The following is an 18,246-nucleotide window of genomic DNA, read 5'->3' as shown; positions in this document are numbered from 1 at the left end:
GCGGGATCTCGATGTGCACGGGTCGGGGGCGGCCGGTTCGGAAGAGGTGGAACGCGTCGTGCACGGCCTGCACCGCCTCCGCCGCGGACGACACCCGCCGCGACCACTCGGCGATCGCACCGACCATGGCCGTGGAGTCCTTCGTCTCGTGCAACGTGCCGACGTCGGCGAACTCCGCCCCGAGCGGCACGCCCGGGGACAGGACGATGAGTGGTCGCGACTCGCAGAACGCGGTGCCGATGGCGCTCATCGCGTTCTGCAGGCCGGGACCGGAGGTGGTGATCACCACACCGGGAAGGTCGGTCTGCTGGGACCAGCCGTCGGCGCCGTACCCCGATCCCTGCTCATGGCGGTTCGTCACGGCGCGGATGCCGAGGTCGGCGAGGGGGCGGTAGAACTCCAGGTTGTGCGTGCCGGGGATGCCGAAGATCGCAGTGACCCCGTAGCCGCGGATGGTCTCCAGGACCGCGCGGCCCGCGGTGTCGGCGTACCGGTCGTCTCCGCTGATGTCGGTGCTCATCGTGTCATCCTCACATCGCGTGGCGACGGACGCCGTCGACCCAGGTCTCACGGACCTCGATCGCGGCGATCTCCTCGGCAGGCACCGCGAGCGGGTCGCCCGAGAGCACCGCGAAGTCGGCGTACTTGCCCGGCTCCAGCGAGCCGAGGTCGTCCTCCCGTCCGATCGACACCGCGCCCTCGATCGTGTGCGCTCGGAGCGCCGCGATCGCGGAGATGCGCAGGTCGTCCGGGCCGAGCTGGTGTCCGCGACGAGTGACCCGGGTGACCGCGGTCTGGATCGCCTCAGGGGGATGGGCTCGGCGACCGGGGCATCCGAGGAGATCGTCATGGGCACGCCGGCGCGCTCGAACTCCCCGAGGGGGTTGAAGCGCTCGCCGGGGGTGCCGATGGCCTCCTCCACACCCTCGCCCCAGTTGAAGTAGTGCTGGGTCTGGTTGACGGGACGGATGCCGGCGACCGCCATCCGCTCGATCTGTGCGGGCGTGGGCAGGCCGCAGTGCTCGATGCGGTGCCGGGCGTCGGCGTCCGGACGCTCCGCAAGGGCCGCCTCGACCGCCGACACGACCATCTCGATCGCGGTGGGCGACTGGGCGTGCGTCGCGGTCTGCAGCCCGGCCGCATGCGCCTTGCGGATGAGCTCCGCGTAGTCGGCGGGCTCGTGGTAGAGCTGGCCGGTGCGGCAGGGGTCGCCGACGTAGCCGTCCGGGAAGTACGCGGTCCAGCCGCCGAGGGTGCCGTCGGCGTAGAACTTGATGCCGGCGAAGCTCAGGTGCGCGTTGCCGAACTGCCCGACCAGCCCCATCTCCAGCGCCTCGTCGAGCAGGTGCGACAGCAGATACATCGACACCCGAAGCTCGAGCCGCCCGGCCTCGGCCAGCCGCAGGTACATGTCGAACTCGCGCCGCGTGACCTGGCAGTCGCCGATCGAGGTGACGCCGCCCGCGAGGAACCGCTGCGTCGCCGCGTCGAGCTGCCGCAGGTGCTCCTCCGGCTCGTCCGCGAGGTGGAAGTTCGGGCCGTGATGGCCGATCTTCACCCCGTGTACGCCGGTGAGGATGTTGCACGCCGCATCCGAGAGTTCACCCGTCAGCTCACCATCGGCGTCGCGGAAGAACTCGCCGCCGTCCGGGTTCGGGGTGTCCCGGTCGACGCCGTTGAGGTCGAGCGTGTACGAGTTCACCACGCCGCCGTGACCGGAGGCGTTCATGAGGTACACCTCGCGGTCGGCGGCCACCTCGTCGAGCTCGAAGCGGGTGGGATGCCGCTTCTCGGCGAGGTTGCGCTGCTCGTAGCCGTAGCCGCGAACCGGGCGTCCGGCGGGGAGGTCGGCGGCCGCGGCCTTCAGCAGGGCCACGATCTCCGGGATGCTCCCCGCCTTCTCGGGGCCGCAGTCCACCCACGTCATCATCTGCCCGAACATCAGCGGATGCGCGTGTGCGTCCACGAAGCCGGGGACGACGACCGCCTCCCCCAGGTCGACGCGCTCCGGGGTGAGGCCCGCCCGCGCCGCCACGTCCTCGCACGCCGCCGCCGTGCCGAGGGCGACGATGCGCCCCCGGTCGGTCAGCATCGCGGTCGCCGTCGTGTCGGAGGCGTCCGCCGTGTGGATCGCCCGCGCGGTGATGAGGGCGGGAGCGGCCTGGGCCGAGCGGTCGAAGGGAGTGAGCTTTCTCATGGGGAGCCTGTTCGCGGTGGTGTCGTACGGGGAAGGGGCCGGTCAGGGCAGGCGGTTCGCCGTGGTGTCGGTTCGGGCGGTGAACGAGGCCGTGACCGGAGCCTCGTCGGAGTGCTGCGGCGCGAGGCGCGTGCAGATCCCGGCGATGACCGCCATGCCCACGAACATCGCGATGACCGACCAGACGCTCCCGGTCCAGGCGATGAGCTGGGTGGCGAACCAGGGCGAGAACCCGGCCCAGATCGCAGCTCCGACACCGTAGGCCAGCGCGATCGACGTGTAGCGGGCCTGCGGACGGAACATCTGCGCGAGGATCGCCGCGATCGGCGCGTAGGTCGCGCTCATCGCGATGCGCACCAGCGAGGCGAAGAGGAAGATCAACGGCTCCACGCGTCCGGGCATCAGCAGCAGGAAGGGCGCGAAGGTCAGCACGGAGGTGATGAGACCGATGTACATGACGTTCTTGCGGCCCCACTTGTCGCCGAGCCAGGCGACCGGCAGCGTCACCACGAACTCCACGAACGAGGCCAGGGTCATCGCGTCGAGGATGACCTGCTCGCTGATCGCGATGGGCTCGCCGGTCGCGTAGGCGGTGGCGAAGGTGGTGGCCAGGTAGTAGCCGCCGGTGGAGATGGGCAGGATGCCGATGCCGAGGAGGATCGGCTTCCAGTTGACACGGAGGGCGAAGGCCAGCGGCATGGACTGCTTGCGACCCTCGATCTTCTCCTCGAAGACCGGCGACTCCTCGACGCGATACCGGACCCAGAGGCCGACGGCGATCAGCACGATGGACAGCAGGAACGGGATGCGCCAGCCGCCGTCGATGATGAACGTGTCGCCGCCGCGGGCCATGATCGCGAAGATGCCGGAGGCGAGGAGGGCACCGGCCGGGTTGCCGAGCTGGGTGAAGCCGCCGTAGAAGGTCTTCGACTTCTCGGGAGCGTGCTCGACGCTCATGAGCACCGCGCCGCCCCATTCGCCGCCGACCGCGAGGCCCTGGATGGCGCGGAGCAGGATGAGGAGGATGGGCGCGAGGATGCCGATGTTCTCGTACGTCGGGAGGCAGCCGACGAGGACGGTCGCCGCGCCCATCAGCAGCAGCGTGATGACGAGCGAGACACGCCGGCCGAGCTTGTCGCCGATGTGCCCGAAGACGATGCCGCCGAGGGGGCGGACGAGGAAGGCGACCGCGAACGTCGCGAAGGCCGCGGCGGTCTCGGCCAGGGGGTCGTCACTCGGGAAGAACAGCGGGCCGAAGACGAGGGCGGCGGCCGTGGCGTAGACGTAGAAGTCGTACCACTCGATGGTGGTGCCGACGAAGGCGGCGATGCCGGCGCGGCTGTGCGCGGCTGTGGACGCCGCTTCGGGGGGTGGGGGTAGTGGTCATGGACCCGCTCCTTCGCGGATGGTGTCGGATAGCGAAGGATGCTACGGACGTGGAGCACCGTGAGCAAGGGCAGAACTCCAGCCGTACGCGTCATTCACTGGAGGTCTGTCGACAGTACCGCGCACAGCGGGCCTTCCTCTCTGCCTCGACGCGCTCTACGCTGAGGTTCTGCACGGACGACCGTGCACTGCGGGGAAATCGACGGAATCGGATCGGACATGGACTTCGACGCGGAACTCATCCGGGCGCTGCAGGAGGACGGCCGCGCCAGCATCCTCTCCCTCGCCGAGCGCGTCGGCCAGTCCCGCGCCATCGTGGCGGCACGCCTGCGCACCCTGCTCGGCGACCGCACGGTGCGAGTGGTCGCGGCCGTCGACCCGGTGTTCCTCGGCCAGCACGTCCTCGCACACGTGTCGATCCGGACCGACGGCGCCGTCGAGGTGGTCGCCGAGCACTTGCGCGACATGTCCGAGACCGTGCTGGTGTCGGCGGTCGGCGGCGCGCACGACATCGTCACGGAGGTGCGGGTGGGGTCGATGTCGGAGCTCCACGACCTGCTCGCGCGCATCCGCGGGAGCGCCGGGGTGCTCGACATCAACACCATCATCTACTCGACCGTGATCAAGGGGTTCTTCGTCTCGGAGTACCACGGCGGGGTGACGCTCGACGGGATCGACGAGGCTCTCATCGAACTCCTGCAGACCGACGGACGGATGAGCTTCCGCGCGCTCGGCGAGCAGGTGCGACTCTCCCCCAGTGCTGTCGCCACCCGGGTGCAGCGCCTCATCGACGCCGGGGTCATCAAGATCAGCGCCGTGGAGGCCCGCGGGCTCGCGCATCGACAGCTCTCGATGGGCGTGGGCATGACGCTCGGAGACGACGACGAGGCCGTGATCGACGAACTGCGGCGGGGGCGCGGCGTCGACTTCGCCGCGCGGACGCTCGGTCGGTTCGACGCCGTCGCGACCCTCGTCGAGCCCTCCGCCGGAGCCCTGTACGCAAGTCTCGAGCGGCTGCGCGCCCTCCCCGGCGTGACCCGGATCGAGGCGTGGCTGCACCTCGCGGTGCTCAAGGAGGACTACGCCCGCACCCTCCGCCCCCTCCGGACGGACTGAGCTCCTCCCGTCCCAACCCGTCCCGACCCGTCCCGGTCCCCATCCTCATACGTCTCGCTCCGTCCGGTCCCGCCCGTCCCGGGATCGAAAGCGTTCCTCCCCGTCGCGCTCGCGGCACGTTTTCGCACTCCCGTCGGGAGAGGTCCTCGGCGGGAGATGGATTCCGAACCTGGGGGGCGGGTTTTCGGAGCGTTAGTGAGCCGGAACGAGGCGCGGGGGCGGCGGGGGCGGTGGGGGGTGGGGGGGTGGGGCGTCAAGGGGATGGGAAAAGTGGAGGGCACGGCGGAGGATGGCGGCATGGCGGATGAGGAGACCGGAAGCGTCGACGGGGCCGGACCGGAGCGCGCGGCGGACGGGCATCACATCGTCGTGAACGGCCGGCGGTGGCGCGCCACCGATCCGTCGATCCCCGAGAACCTGCGACAGGAGCTCGTGGACGAGCTGATGGCCGCGCGGCGCGCGGTCAAGAACGCGGAGCCCGACGCCCGCGGTCGCGTGCAGGATGCGAAGACCGCCCTCGGCGAGCGGGGGGCGCCGTGGTGGGAGGAGCCCTCCGCAGCCCAGGCGGAGGAGCGGATCGCCGCGACGATGCGCGCCCTCACCAGGAAGCGCACCGACTCGTCGATCTGCCCGAGCGACGTCGCCCGCGCGGTCGGCGGCGAGGCATGGCGCGACCGGATGCCCGACGTCCGCCGTGTCGCGGCGGACCTCGCCTCCCGCGACGTGGTGGTCGTCACGCAGAAGGGTGAACCGGTCCGGATCGCCGACGCCCGCGGACCCGTGCGGATCCGTCGCGGTCCCGCCCTCTGACCCCGCCTCGCGCTCGGGGCCGGTGACGGCGCGCCGTCACCGGCCGTTCACCGTCCGCGGCCAGACTTCGAGCATGACCTCACCCGATCCCGCCGCGGGCGCCCCCGAGCCCGTGGCGACAGCGAACAGCGGCGCCGTTGCCGTCGTCGGACTCGAACTGCGCGGAGACACCCCCGCACCCCGCAAACAGGTGTACTCCTGGGCGCTGTGGGATTGGGCGACGCAGCCGTTCAACACCGTCATCCTCACGTTCGTCTTCACCGCGCTGTACCTCGTCAGCGCCTCATTCCTGCCGCCGGAGGTCGCCGCCCTCGACCCGAGCGACCCGGTCCGCGTCGCCGCGGAGGCTGACCTCGCCTCCGGTCTCGGACTGGGTTCGACGATCGCCGCCCTCGGCATCCTCCTGCTCGCCCCCGTCCTCGGTCAGCGCGCGGATGCGGCCGGACGACAGAAGCTCTGGCTGGGCATCGGCACCGGCGCCCTCATCCTCTGCATGCTGGGGCTGTGGTTCGTGGAGCCGCAGCCGGCCCTGTTCTGGCTCGGCGTCGCGCTGATCTCCGCCGGCTCCGTGTTCGGCGAGATCGCCGCGGTGAACTCCAACGCCATGCTCATCGGCATCGCGAACCCGAAGAACGTCGGCCGCATCTCCGGACTCGGCTGGGGCTTCGGCTACCTCGGCGGGATCATCGCCCTCGTCATCGTCGTCCTGCTGGACACCTTCGACTGGTTCGGGATGTCCACCGACAACGGCCTCGCGTACCGGCTCATCGCGGTGGGGTGCGCGGTCTGGGCGATCGTCTTCAGCATCCCGATCTTCCTCAACGTGCCGGAGCCGTCCCTCGGGCGGCCGGAGCGCAAGGTCGGGTTCTTCCGTTCGTACGCCGTGCTCGTGCAGGACGTGATCGGCCTCTACCGCGACCCGCAAACCCGGTCGACGTTCTGGTACCTGCTCGCCAGCGCCGTGTTCCGCGACGGTCTCGGCGGCGTCTTCGCGTTCGGCGCCATCATCGGCACCGCGGTGTTCCGGTTCGGCACCCAGGACATCATCGTCTTCGGCATCGCCGCGAACCTCGTCGCCGGTGTCTCGACCATCATCGCGGGACGCCTCGACGACCGCCTCGGCCCCAAGCGGATCATCCTCGGCTCGATCGGGTCGATGATCGTCGCCGGACTCGCGGTGTTCCTGCTGCGCGACGCCGGGTCCCTCGTGTTCTGGATCGGCGGCCTCGTCCTCTGCGCCTTCGTGGGACCGGCGCAGGCAGCGGCACGGTCCTTCCTCGCCCGCGTCACACCGGCCGGACGGGAAGGCGAGATCTTCGGCCTCTACGCCACGACGGGCAGGGCGGCGAGCTGGATGGCCTCGGCCGCCTGGACCGTGCTGATCGTCGCCACGAGCCAGACCGCCTACGGCATCCTCGGCATCGTCATCGTGCTCATCATCGGGTTCCTCCTCCTGCTGCCCGTGAAGGCACCGCGCTGAGTCCGCTCCGTGCACGACTTCGGACCTCGGAGCCGACACGCCGGCCGTCGGGCCCTGACGGCGGCGAGTCGCGGCGGGGCTCCGAAGCTGTGCCCGGCGAAAGAGCGGGGCCGGCGGGAGTAGCCTGACCCGGTGACCGTCGTCCTCGCCTTCCTCGCCAACATCCTCGTCGCGATCGCGAAGACGGTCGCCGCCGTCATCACCTCGTCCGCGTCGATGGTCGCGGAGGCCGCGCACTCCTGGGCCGACGCGGGGAACGAGATCTTCCTGCTCATCGCCGACCGGCGCGGCGCGAAGACCAAGGACGCCCGGCATCCGCTCGGCTACGGCCGCAACGCGTTCGTCTGGTCTCTCATCGCCGCGTTCGGCATCTTCACCGCCGGTTCGATCGTGTCGATCATGCACGGGATCCAGGAGCTGTCCGACACCGGCCCCGTGGAGAGCCCGGTCGTCGCCTATGTCGTGCTGGGCATCGCCTTCGTGCTGGAGGGGGCGTCGTTCACGCAGGCGATGGTCCGCTCCCGTCGGCTGGCCAAGGAACGCGGGTCCTCCACGTGGGACTTCGTGCTCGAGACGAGCGACACCACGCTCCGGGCGGTGTTCTTCGAGGACTCCGCCGCCCTCATCGGCCTCGTGCTGGCGGGCGGATCGATCCTCCTGCACCAGCTCACCGGCGTCGCCGCGTGGGATGCGATCGGGTCGATCCTCGTCGGGATCCTGCTCGGCGTCGTCGCCGTGATTCTGATCGGGCGGAACATCGCGTTCCTCGTGGGCACGTCGGTGTCCCCCGCACTGCGCTCGCGGGTGGGCACGGCCCTCCTCGGCATGGACGAGATCGAGCGGGTCACCTACCTGCACATCGAGTACGTGGGGCCGAATCGCCTGTTCCTCGTCGCCGAGGTCGACCTCGCGGGCGATGCGCGCGAGCACGACGTGGCCCGGCGGCTGCGGGAGGTGGAGCGGCGGATCGAGGCCCACGATGCTGTCGAGACCGTCGTGCTGTCGCTCTCGGTGGACGACGAGACCTCGCTGGATTTCGCTCGGGTGTGAGGCCGGTCAGGCGCGCCAGTTGTCGGCGAGCTTGGTGAGCAGCCGCGCGAGCTCGGTGCGCTCCTCCTCGGTGAAGGACTCCAGCGCGCGGCCGAGCATCTCGCGGCGTTCCCCCCGCATCCCGCGGGCGAGCCGCCGGCCCTCCTCGGTCAACGCGATGCGGGTGCGGCGGGCGTCGTCCGGATCGGCCTCGCGCCGCACGAACCCGGCCTGCACGCCCTGCTGCACGAGCCGGGACGCCCGCGGCTGATCCACGCCGATCGCCTGCCCGAGCGCGCTCACGCTCAGGGGCTCCGGCGCGGCGGCGAGCGCCTCGAGCATGCGGAGACGGGCCGGTCCGCCGAGGCGGCCGCCGTCGGCCATCCAGGGCGGCATCCCCGGGTGACCACGATGGTGAGCGAAGTGCTCGTGCGGGTCGCCGTGAGGGCCGTGACCGTGTGCACCGTGCGGCCCGCCGTGCTCGCGACCGCCGGGTCCGGGGCGGCGTCCGCGCAGTCGGGAGAGCGCCTGCGCGATCGCTTCGGCGGCGTCGGGGGACGCGGGGTCGATCGGATCGGTGGCCATGCCCCGATTTTACATGCAGCTTGACATGCGTCTCCCATCCATGTCACACTGCATGCACATGCACACTGACATTGATATGTCGGATGACATCCGTCATCGGTGCACCACAGACCATGAAGGATCACCATGAACACCACGACAGACAACACCTCTGACAACAGCTCCCGTCCGTTCGGCTACTGGCTCAAGGCCGTGGATCGCCTGATGGCCCAGGAATTCGCCACCGCCTTCGCCGCGGAGGGCGCGACCCGTCGCGACTGGCGGTTGCTGAACGTCGTCGACGGCTCGGCGCCCTCGCGCCGCCCGCTGAACCCGCACAAGCTGCACGACCTCGTCGACCGCGGCTGGGTCGAAGCGGACGGCGACGGGTGGACACTCACCGAGGAAGGCCGCGCGGCGAAGGAACGTCTCGGCGCCGCCGTCGACAGCATCCGCGCGAAGGTCGCCGGCGCCGTCTCCGACGAGGAGATGGCGACGACCCTCGCTGCACTCGAGAAGATCGCTCGCGCCTTCGACTGGGACGAGGAGACTCCTCTCCCCCGGAAGCGGCGTCCCGGGTTCGGCTTCGGCCCCCGGCACGGATTCGGCCGCCGGCACGGGCACGGGCACGGCTTCGGACCCGGACACGGCTTCGGACCCGGGGACTTCGAGCCCCGGCACGGCTTCGGTGCCGGACACGGCTTCGGACACGGGGACTTCGAGCCCCGGCACGGCTTCGACCGTCACGATGGCGAGGAGGACGGCGGGTACCGCGGACGCGGTCACCACGACGGTCACGCACACCGCGATCACGGTCACGCGCATCGCGGCCACGGCCACGGCCACGGCCATCGGGCGCAGCGGATGGCGGAGCGCGCATTCGAGCGCGGCTTCGACGCCGGATTCCGCCACGGCCACGCCGCCTGACCGTCCCCCTCAAGCGCCTCACCCGACTCCCGGGTGAGGCGCTTTGCGCTTCGCGAAACCGGAACCGGGATCACTTCCGCACCTTCGGGCGCCCCCGCGGCACTTTCCCAATCCCCCACCCGCACCCCAGTGCGACCCGAGGTGAGGACGCGGGCGAAGCGCCCTGAGCCGAGACGGGATCAGAGTCGCGCCTCCCAAGCCGTTCCGGGGCACATTCTCGATCCCACACCTCGGCGACGCGAGCACCCACTCTCCGAACGAGATCAGAATCGCCCCTCCCGAACAGCTCAGCGGCACGTTCTCGATCCCGCCCGGTGATCCAGGCAAGCGGCGCGGAGGGAGCGGGGACGAGGCGCCCGGTGCATGCGCAAGGGCCCGAGGTGACAAGTACAGGGAAGGCACGTGCGTGGATCAGGAACGGCCCCCCCCGTCGCGCCTCGCGGCCCATTTCTCACCCCGCACGCAAGACGGCAGGGCCCCGACCGTCGAACGGGGATCAGAAACGCCCCTTCCGGCGGATCTCGGGGCCCGATTCTCATCCCGCACGCGAAGGGGGCAGACCCGGCCGTCGGACGGGAGCAGAAGGGGGCCTTCGAAGCGGGATTGCGGGGCGTTCGTGATCCCGTAGGGGGAATGGGGCCCCGGCCGCGGGATGGGGCTAGAGGGCGAGGAGAGCGAGGGCGGTGTCGGGGGCACCGGCGTCACGGAGGCGTGCGCGCATGGCGGCCACCGCGAGCCCGTACGGCTTGTCGCTCCGCAGGAGGAGCGACCGCGCGTTGGCCTGCTCATTGAGGGCGACGAGCTCGAAGGCCAGGACCTCGACGTCGGCCGCGTCGACCTCGCCCTCCGCCGCGGCAAACCGCAGCTGCGCCTCGATGTACCCGTACCAGTCGACGAGGGCTGCCTGCACGGCATCGCTCACGGGGCCGGGCTTGGAGTCGACGTCCGCCGCAGTCGCCGCGAAGAAGCAGCCGCCCGTGAAGACGCGGTCCTTCGAGTAGACCAAGGCATTGTGGAGGAGCGCGGCCAGGCGATGCGCTCCTCTCGGCTGGGCGCGGGCAGGCTCGATGATCCGCGCGACGAAGATGTTCCGAGCGGCGGCGACCGTCGCGAGCTGCAGGCCCTCCTTGCTCTGGAACAGCGTCGCGATGCTGCTCTTGCTCGACCCCGAGGCCGCGGCGAGGCGCCCGATCGTCACGCCGTCCAACCCCTCGACGGAGGCGAGGTCGGTCGCACTCTCCAGCACGATGCGGCGGGAGGCATCGCCCCGCGCCCGCCGACCGTCCTGCATCACCGTGTCCGTCATAGCCCTAGTATACGAACGATCGTTCGCCTACTATACGGATGATCGTTCGTATAGTTCGGTGAAGGAGCCCCCATGCCGTCCGCGTCCACCCTCCTCGTCCGCACCCTCCCCGCTGTGGGACGTGTCACTCCCCGCCTCGCCGGCGACCTCGCATACCGGCTGTTCTTCTCCACCCGCCCGCGGATGGCCGTGCGTGCCGCCGACGCCGCGACCCATGAGGCCGCCCGCCGCGGGAGCATCCTCGTGCGCGACATCCCCGTCACGACCTACACGTGGGGCGGGGGTCCGCCCACCGTGCTGCTTCTGCACGGCTGGCGTGGCCGCGCCTCGCAGTTCGCGCCACTCGTGCGGGAGCTCGTCGCTGAGGGGCTCCGGGTCGTCGCCTTCGACGCTCCGGCCCACGGCTCCTCCGGCGGGCGGAGGACCGACATCCGCGACTGGGTCGAGGCCGCGCAGGAGCTGGAACACACCCACGGCCCCTTCTCCGCCCTCATCGGCCACTCCTTCGGGGGTCTCGCGGCACTGACCGTCGCCCGGACGTCCGGCCGGTCCCCGCCGTCGCCGTCGTCGCCGGTGCCGCGGCTCCGAGGCTTTCCTCGCCCAGTTCGCGCACGACCTCCGCCTCGACCCCGCCACCGCGGAACGGCTCCGCACCCGCTTCCACCGCCGACTCGGCCTCGATTCCGCCTCCGCCGCCGAGCGATACGATGCGGCCAGCGGATCCTCTGCCCGCCGACACCGCGCTGCTCCTCGTGCACGATCGGGGCGACCGCCGGATGACCGACCAGGACACCCTCAGGCTGCACGCCGCCCACCGCGGCCGCTCCCGCCTCGTCCGCACCGTGGGTCTCGGCCATACGAAAGTGCTGTCGGCGGACCCGACCCTCGATGCGGTGGTCGCCCTCGTGACCGGAGGGCTCGACGCCGTCGATGCACTCGGCACCGCGACGGGACGGGCAGCCACCGACGCCGCAGCGGCAGACCGGGCCGCCGCCCTCCGCAGCGCTACACCCGAATCGGCAGGAAGCCCGCGTCCGGGCCGGCCGCCGCGAACGGCAGCCCGACAGTGGTGATCAGCACCACGAGCGTCACCACGGCCGCCGCGAGCAGCAGGAACAGCACGACGAAGACCACGACGGCGAGCACCCGGTAGCTCCCGGTGTCGGCGACCTCCGGCGCGATCGATCGCTGCGCCCAGTCGTCGGCGGCCGCCGCGGGCTGCTCACCCTGGAGGATCGCGGGCGTCGGACGGGATCGTTCCGAGCGACGGGTCGGGGCCGGAAGCACATCGTCTGCAGCGTCCGGCGTCGCCAGCAGCCCCTCCGGAATCGGCGTCTCCGGTGGCGGGGGCGGGATCACGTCATCGGCGGACGGGATCACCGCATCGGCGGGAGCGATCTCCGGTCCCGCCGCGTCCGGCGGCACTGCCTCGTACGGCGCCCCAGGCTCGTCGGGGGTGGTCCCGCTCGCGTCGCTCATGTCAGCCTCCGACGGCTCCGATGTCGGTCACACCCACGTCCGTGCGGTGGAAGTTCTGGAAGGAGCGGGACGCCGTCGGTCCGCGCTGGCCCTGGTAGCGGTTGCCGTAGGACCGGAGCCGTACGGGTTCTCCGCCGGCGACGTGAGCCGGAAGAAGCAGAGCTGCCCGATCTTCATGCCGGGCCACAGCTTGATCGGCAGCGTCGCCACGTTCGCGAGCTCCAGGGTCACGTGCCCGGAGAGAAACCCGGGTCGATGAAGCCGGCGGTCGAGTGGGTGATGAGCCCGAGGCGACCGAGCGACGACTTCCTTCCAGCCGCGCGGCGATGTCGTCCGGCAGGGTGACCTGCTCGAACGTGGCCCCCAGCGCGAACTCGCCGGGGTGCAGGATGAAGGGCTCGTCCGGGTCGACCTCGATCAGCCGTGTGAGCTCGGGCTGATCGACCGAGGGATCGATGAACGGGTACTTGTGATTGTCGAAGAGGCGGAAGTAGCGGTCCAGCGCACATCGATGCTCGACGGCTGGATCATCTCCGGCGCATGCGGTTCCAGGCCGACGCGGCCGGAGGCGAGTTCTGCTCTGATATCGCGATCGCTGAGAAGCACGGCACAAGCCTAGTCACGAGCGACCCGCGCTTTGGCCATCCGGCCCGCGACAGGTAGGCTTGCTCCACCTGCTCTCGGGCGGGTGCGGGCTGTAGTTCAATGGTAGAACTTCTGCTTCCCAAGCAGACAGCGCGGGTTCGATTCCCGTCAGCCCCTCCACATCTCTGATCCTCGCCTCGACGCGACCGGTTCGGCGTCCCCCTCGCTGACCGGCCGGCATCCATCGAAAGAGGGAGACTTCCCTCCATCGTCTTGACGATGTCGCCGCACGACGCTCCTGGTGGAGTGACAGGTATGGCACATTCTCGCGCTCTTCGGCGCTTTCCCGAGTGGATGACCTCCCGTGGCGGCGCATGGATCATGCTCGGCGTGGTCCTCCTGATCATGACGGCTCTCTTCGGCCTGTTCGGGTCGGCGAAGGCCCCGGCCGGCAACGAGCAGGCCCCCGCGGGATCGGAGTCGGCGCGAGCGAGCGCCCTGCTGGCCGAGTTCCCGAACGCGGATCGCCAGTCCGTGATCGTGGTCGCGTCGCGCAACGACGGCGCGACGCTCTCGGCACAGGACGTCGACGCCCTCGAAAGTCTCCTCCCGGTGCTCGGCACGCACGCGGACGCGGATCCGACCGGGCCTCTCGTGAGCGAGGACGAGAAGGCCGCAGTTCTGGTGACGCCGATCGCGGTCGGTCAGACGAGCACCGACACCGCCGCCGTGATCTCGGCGCTCCGCGCCGACATCGACGAGCACGCCCCGGATGGGATGACCCTGCTCGTGACCGGGGGCCCGGCGTTCGGCGCCGATATCGCCGCCTCCTTCGAAGGGGCCGACTTCACCCTGCTGCTCGTGACCATCCTGATCGTCGCGGTACTCCTCATCGTCACGTACCGGTCACCGGTGCTGTGGCTGCTGCCGCTCGCCGCCGTCGGCCTGGCCGACGGACTCGCCGGCCGCCTGACCGCGGCTGCCGGTTCCGCGTGGGACCTGCAGTTCGACGCCGGGATCATCAGCGTCCTCGTCTTCGGCGCCGGGACCAACTACGCCCTCCTCCTGATCTCGAGGTACCGGGAAGAGCTCGCCACCACCACAAGCCATCGCCGGGCGCTCAGCACCGCGTGGCGGCGGACCGCTCCGGCGATCCTCGCCTCGAACCTCACCGTCGTCCTCGCACTCTTGACGCTCGTCCTCGCGGTGATCCCCGGCACGCACGGGCTCGGCGTCTCCTCCGCGATCGGCCTGCTGGTCGCCCTGGCGTCCGTCCTCTTCCTGCTGCCTCCCCTGCTGGCGGTGTGCGGACGGAACGTGTTCTGGCCGTTCGTCCCTCGTCCCGGAGCTGCCGCACGGCGCGGCGGGGTGTGGCGGACGATCGCGACGCGCGTCGTGAGCCGGCGGTCGGGAGCCTCCTCGGGGGTGCGGCCCTGCTGGCCGTGATGACGGTCGGCCTCGTCGGGACGACCGTCGGGCTCGACCAGGTCGACAAGTTCCGGGTCCCGTCCGAGTCCGCGACGGGTCTCGAGGTGCTCTCGAACCACTTCCCGGCGGGAGAGGCGCAGCCGATCCTCATCGTCACGGACAGCGGCGAAGCCGAAGCCGTCCTCACTGCGGCGCGCGACGTGGAGGGCATCGTCCGCGCCACTCCTGTCGGGAGGACGGATGATGAGAGGCTCACGAAGATCCTGGTGACCAGCGAGTATGCGCCCAGCACCGAGAGAGGCCTCGCCCAGATCACCGGACTCCGCGATGCCGTGCACGCTGTCCCGGGGGCCGGGGCGGGTCGTCGGCGGTGCGGTGGCGACGGATCTCGACGCCCGTGCCGGGAACCTCGCGGACCTCGGCGTCGTGGTGCCTCTCGTCCTGGCGGTGAGCTTCCTGGTGCTCGTGTTCCTGCTGCGGTCGTTCGTCGCCCCGCTGCTGCTGCTCGCCGTCAATGTGGCGAGCGCCGTATGCCGCCATCGGCGCCGGGGCCTGGCTCAGTCGCGTGCTGTTCGGACAGCACGCGCTCGATCTCCCGGTTGCCGCTGCTGGCCTTCCTGTTCCTGGTCGCCCTCGGCATCGACTACACGATCTTCCTCGTCCACCGTGCGCGGACCGAAGCGGCGCTGCGGGGCACGCGGGTGGGCATGGTGGAAGCGGTCGCCCACACCGGCGGCGTCATCACGAGCGCCGGGCATCGTCCTCGCCGCCGTGTTCGCAGGGCTCGGCGTCCTGCCACTGGTGACCCTCGGACAGCTCGGGCTGATCGTCGGCGTGGGCGTGATCGTCGACACCCTGGTGGTCAGGACCGTGATCGTCCCGGCACTCTTCGCGCTCGTCGGCGACCGCATCTGGTGGCCGGGGCGACCTGCCTCCGGACGCGTCGCTGACGCGAGGTGATCACGGTGGAGACCGGTGCACCCGCTCAGGCCACCGGACGATACCGCTGCATGACGGCACCGGAGCGGAACTCCCGCCGCTCCACGAGTTCGAGCCGAAGACACTCGTGCACGCGTCGAGCAGCCGAGGGCCGTGCCCCGCGACGACCGGATGCACCACGAACACGTACTCGTCGATCAACCCGAGGTCCGCGAGTTTCGCGGGCAGGGTCACTCCACCGACCGACAGGCCCGCCCCCGGCTCATCCTTCAGCTGCCGCAACCGCCTCCGAGAGATCGCCGCGCACGAGGTCCGCGTTCCAGTCGACGGCATCGAGCGTCGCCGAGACCACGTGCTTCGGCATGCCATCGATGACCTCGGCGAAGGGTGTCTCCCACTCCTCCATCCAGTCCGGCCAGACCCCGGATTCCGGACGGCGCCACGCGGCCCGCATCATGTCGTACGTCACCCGTCCGTAGAGCAGGGCGTCGGCGCGCTCCAGCTCCGAGGTCCAGAAGCGCATCGACTCCTCATCCGGCGGGAGCCCCGCCTCGTGATGGCAGCAGCCGTCGAGTGTCACGTTGATCGCGTACCGCAGCGGCCTCATCGGAGCTCTCCGACCGGGATCGGCACCGTCAGCACGTTGCCGGGTGGCGCCAGCGGGCACGCCCACGCCGGGTCGTAGGCGCACGACGGGTTGTACGCGAAATTGAAGTCGAGCACGATCGTGCCGCGGCGTGGGTCGGCCCCGAGGTCGGCACCCTTGATCGTGTCGATGAGGTAGCGCCCGCCGCCGTACGTCCCCCCGCTCTGCCCGGCGGAGGCATCCCGCACCGGCACGAACAGACCGCCGCCGTAGGAGGCGAGCCGCCACACGTCGAGAGACCCGACGTCAGGGATCTCCACGACGCCGACGCGCTCGAACGGCACGACGCCATCCGTCCCCGTCGCGAACTCGAACGTGGCCGGATCCGTGTCGAGGATCGGGAGCTCGAACCGCCAGGAAGGGTCGTACGAGGCGATCGGCAGCCCCTCGAACAGCGCCCTGTCCTGCGAGAGGAGGGGCGTCGCCGGGTGCCGCAGCAGCAGCTCGTCGCGCTCGATCCGCCACAGCTCGTGCGCCTCCTCCGGGGAGTCGGCCCGCCGCACCGCTTCGTACAGGGCGAACACCCGCCGCCGCCAGTCGACGACCTCGACAGCCGTCTGCGCATTCGTCATGCGCCCACGGTACGCCGGACGACGGACGCCCGGAATGCCTCAGCTCCGGTCGATCATCTCCGTGTACCCGTCCTCGTACGTCGGGTACGCGAGGTCCCGAGAACGAACGCAAGAGCGTGCCGTCGTAGACGAAGCCGCTCGGCGCACTGCCGTCGTCGGGCGGTACCGGCAGACCGAGGCGGTCGGCGAGAAGGTCATGACGTCTCCCAGAGGAGCGGGCGCCCGGTCGACGGCGTGCACGAGCGCCGGGGGCTCCGGCGTCCGCAGCAGCAGGTCGAGAGCGCGCACCAGGTCGGTCTCGTGGATCCGGTTCGTGCGGCGGACGGTGGGCCACCGGAGCCCCCTCCCTGACCTTCCGGAGGAGGAACTCACGCCCGGGACCGTAGATGCCCGCGGGGCGCACGACCACCGCGTCGAAGAGCTCGACGGCCGCGCGCTCTCCGTCGCGCAGACCGCGGCCGCGATCCGTGGTGGGCACCGGCTCGACCCGCTCGGTCACCGGCTCGGCGCCACCGGCGCCGTCGAACACCCCGGTCGACGAGACGAAGAGCGTCCGCGCGGGCGGGGACGGCAACGCCGCCGCGAGGTGCGAGAGCGCCGTGCGGTACGACGACACGTCCGGCCCGGGTGGCAGCGTCACCACCATCGCGTCGACCTCGGGCAGCGGACCCGTGAGCGGGGCGGCGAGGTCGGCGGTGAGCGCCTGCACACCGTCCGGGACCGCTCCGACACTGCGGCGGAGGGCCACGACGGCGCCTCCGTCCCGCGAGGAGCAGCGGGGCGAGCCGGGCGCCGAGTTTCCCGAAGCCGACGAGGAGGGTGCGGCGCGGCGGAGACGGAGTGGTCATCTCCTCCACCCTCGCACATCGGTGCCGGGTGACGGACGTAGGCTTGATCGGTGACGGAATCGCAGGGACGGGTGTGGACGGGGGTCCTCCGCGTCGGCCCGCACCGCGGCGATCACCGGGTGGCCCTGCGCGCCGCGGTGAGCGTCGCCGTGCCACTGGTCGTCCTGTGGGCGGTCGGCCGGCTCGACCTCAGCATCTATGCGAGCTTCGGCGCCTTCGCCGCGCTCTACGGTCGGCACGACGTCTTCCGCGACCGGATCCGCATGCAGGCGAGTGCCGGAGGCGTACTGCTCCTCGCGATGCTGATCGGCACGGCGCTGTCGGTCCTCGCCGCCCCCGCCGTGCTGAGCATCGTCGTCGTCGCACTCGTCGCTGCGGCGTGACGCTCCTCGCCTACGTCCTGCAGTGGCACCCGCCCGGTCCACTGTTCACGGTCTTCGCGACCGGCGCGTGCGCGACCATCCCTGCCACCGGCGCCTCCTTCGGCGCGGTCCTGCTCGTCGGCGGGGCGAGCGTGCTCTTCGGCCTCGCGCTCACCGCCCTCGTCGCCGTGGTCACCCGGAGCACGGCGGAGGCGCCGCCGCGACGGCGCCCGTCCGTGGGCCCGGTCGCCGCCGAGATGGCCGCCTCGGTCGCCGTCGCGATCGTCGGTGCCGGAGTCGTGGGCCTGCTCCTCGGCGGCACTCACTGGTACTGGGCGGCGGTCGGCGCGGTGGCGGCGGTCAGCGGCGCGCAGCTCAACGCCCGCGTGATCCGCGGCATCCAGCGCCTCGTCGGCACGCTGCTCGGCGTGCTGGTGGCCGCCGGGATCCTCGCTCTCGACATGCCGCCTCTCGCCGTGATCGCCGTCGTCGTGGTCCTGCAGGGGACGGCGGAACTGTTCATCGGCCGCAACTACGGCATCGCGATGGTGTTCGTCACCCCGCTGGCCCTC

At 71.1% G+C, this 18,246-nt stretch carries 15 protein-coding genes and 4 pseudogenes; 9 read left to right on the top strand and 10 right to left on the bottom strand.

The genetic code is table 11. The features are described from left to right. The 3 genes and pseudogenes from AB1285_RS21205 to AB1285_RS21195 all read right to left on the bottom strand — a co-directional run. On the bottom strand, nucleotides 1-520 hold a 520-nt coding region (locus tag AB1285_RS21205), incomplete at its 3' end, for a thiamine pyrophosphate-binding protein (RefSeq protein ID WP_429977832.1). A gap of 10 nt (nucleotides 521-530) precedes the next feature. Next, a pseudogene (locus AB1285_RS21200) lies at nucleotides 531-1,942 on the bottom strand (amidohydrolase). Nucleotides 1,943-2,239: 297 nt separating this feature from the next. Beyond that, nucleotides 2,240-3,502, bottom strand: coding sequence for an MFS transporter (locus tag AB1285_RS21195; protein WP_429977833.1), 1,263 nt, complete (start codon nucleotides 3,500-3,502; stop codon nucleotides 2,240-2,242). A gap of 300 nt (nucleotides 3,503-3,802) precedes the next feature. Here AB1285_RS21195 and AB1285_RS21190 point away from each other — a divergent pair, with 300 nt between their 5' ends. The 4 genes from AB1285_RS21190 to AB1285_RS21175 all read left to right on the top strand — a co-directional run bounded on the left by AB1285_RS21190 (nucleotide 3,803) and on the right by AB1285_RS21175 (nucleotide 8,039). Further along, complete coding sequence (locus AB1285_RS21190; protein WP_187662664.1) at nucleotides 3,803-4,699, top strand: Lrp/AsnC family transcriptional regulator; 897 nt, start codon at nucleotides 3,803-3,805, stop codon at nucleotides 4,697-4,699. A gap of 297 nt (nucleotides 4,700-4,996) precedes the next feature. Next, on the top strand, nucleotides 4,997-5,509 hold the full coding sequence (locus tag AB1285_RS21185) for a DUF3253 domain-containing protein (protein ID WP_187662665.1): 513 nt from the start codon (nucleotides 4,997-4,999) through the stop codon (nucleotides 5,507-5,509). Nucleotides 5,510-5,582: 73 nt separating this feature from the next. Then, nucleotides 5,583-6,989, top strand: a complete 1,407-nt coding sequence (locus tag AB1285_RS21180; protein ID WP_187662666.1) for an MFS transporter — start codon at nucleotides 5,583-5,585, stop codon at nucleotides 6,987-6,989. A 132-nt stretch (nucleotides 6,990-7,121) separates the two neighbouring features. Further along, on the top strand, nucleotides 7,122-8,039 hold the full coding sequence (locus AB1285_RS21175) for a cation diffusion facilitator family transporter (protein ID WP_187662667.1): 918 nt from the start codon (nucleotides 7,122-7,124) through the stop codon (nucleotides 8,037-8,039). Nucleotides 8,040-8,045: 6 nt separating this feature from the next. Here the strand turns inward: AB1285_RS21175 and AB1285_RS21170 are convergent, their stop codons facing one another. Continuing rightward, the gene (locus AB1285_RS21170; protein ID WP_232089121.1) at nucleotides 8,046-8,603 is read right to left on the bottom strand and encodes a MarR family winged helix-turn-helix transcriptional regulator; all 558 of its coding nucleotides are present in this window, start codon (nucleotides 8,601-8,603) and stop codon (nucleotides 8,046-8,048) included. 126 nt (nucleotides 8,604-8,729) lie between these two features. Here AB1285_RS21170 and AB1285_RS21165 point away from each other — a divergent pair, with 126 nt between their 5' ends. Beyond that, nucleotides 8,730-9,509 (top strand): MarR family winged helix-turn-helix transcriptional regulator, encoded by a 780-nt coding sequence (locus tag AB1285_RS21165; protein WP_370428274.1) that lies wholly within the window; start codon nucleotides 8,730-8,732, stop codon nucleotides 9,507-9,509. Nucleotides 9,510-10,167: 658 nt separating this feature from the next. On the opposite strand, the gene AB1285_RS21160 is transcribed toward AB1285_RS21165, so the two are convergent. Then, nucleotides 10,168-10,815, bottom strand: coding sequence for a TetR family transcriptional regulator C-terminal domain-containing protein (locus AB1285_RS21160; protein WP_370428273.1), 648 nt, complete (start codon nucleotides 10,813-10,815; stop codon nucleotides 10,168-10,170). Nucleotides 10,816-10,887: 72 nt separating this feature from the next. On the opposite strand from AB1285_RS21160, the gene AB1285_RS21155 reads away from it, so the two are divergent. Then, a complete protein-coding gene (locus AB1285_RS21155) occupies nucleotides 10,888-11,595 on the top strand; it encodes an alpha/beta hydrolase (protein WP_429977831.1) in 708 nt (235 codons plus the stop codon). Between the two features lie 225 nt (nucleotides 11,596-11,820). Here AB1285_RS21155 and AB1285_RS21150 read toward each other — a convergent pair whose 3' ends face one another. Both AB1285_RS21150 and dcd read right to left on the bottom strand, forming a co-directional pair. After that, a complete protein-coding gene (locus AB1285_RS21150; RefSeq protein WP_187662671.1) occupies nucleotides 11,821-12,294 on the bottom strand; it encodes a hypothetical protein in 474 nt (157 codons plus the stop codon). 1 nt (nucleotide 12,295) lies between these two features. Continuing rightward, nucleotides 12,296-12,900, bottom strand: a pseudogene (gene dcd, locus AB1285_RS21145) (dCTP deaminase). Between the two features lie 294 nt (nucleotides 12,901-13,194). Here dcd and AB1285_RS21140 point away from each other — a divergent pair. Beyond that, nucleotides 13,195-15,267, top strand: a pseudogene (locus AB1285_RS21140) (MMPL family transporter). Nucleotides 15,268-15,292: 25 nt separating this feature from the next. On the opposite strand, the pseudogene AB1285_RS21135 reads toward AB1285_RS21140, so the two are convergent. From AB1285_RS21135 to AB1285_RS21125, 3 genes and pseudogenes are all read right to left on the bottom strand, one after another. Further along, a pseudogene (locus AB1285_RS21135) lies at nucleotides 15,293-15,853 on the bottom strand (dihydrofolate reductase family protein). Beyond that, nucleotides 15,850-16,464 carry a DUF1684 domain-containing protein gene (locus AB1285_RS21130; protein ID WP_366237079.1) on the bottom strand — a complete coding sequence of 205 codons (615 nt, stop codon included), beginning with the start codon at nucleotides 16,462-16,464 and terminating at the stop codon, nucleotides 15,850-15,852. Before AB1285_RS21130 ends, AB1285_RS21135 begins: the two are co-directional and overlap by 4 nt. 39 nt (nucleotides 16,465-16,503) lie before the next feature. Then, nucleotides 16,504-16,836, bottom strand: a complete 333-nt coding sequence (locus AB1285_RS21125) for a hypothetical protein (protein WP_429977830.1) — start codon at nucleotides 16,834-16,836, stop codon at nucleotides 16,504-16,506. A gap of 526 nt (nucleotides 16,837-17,362) precedes the next feature. Between AB1285_RS21125 and AB1285_RS21120 the strand changes: the two genes are divergently transcribed. Beyond that, nucleotides 17,363-17,695, top strand: coding sequence for a hypothetical protein (locus AB1285_RS21120; protein ID WP_429977829.1), 333 nt, complete (start codon nucleotides 17,363-17,365; stop codon nucleotides 17,693-17,695). Next, nucleotides 17,692-18,246: FUSC family protein (locus AB1285_RS21115; RefSeq protein WP_429977828.1), on the top strand; the 555-nt coding region annotated here is incomplete at its 3' end. The genes AB1285_RS21120 and AB1285_RS21115, both read left to right, overlap by 4 nt.

Source organism: Microbacterium sp. NRRL B-14842, from assembly GCF_050470785.1.
This window is presented reverse-complemented; position numbering and strand designations above follow the sequence as displayed.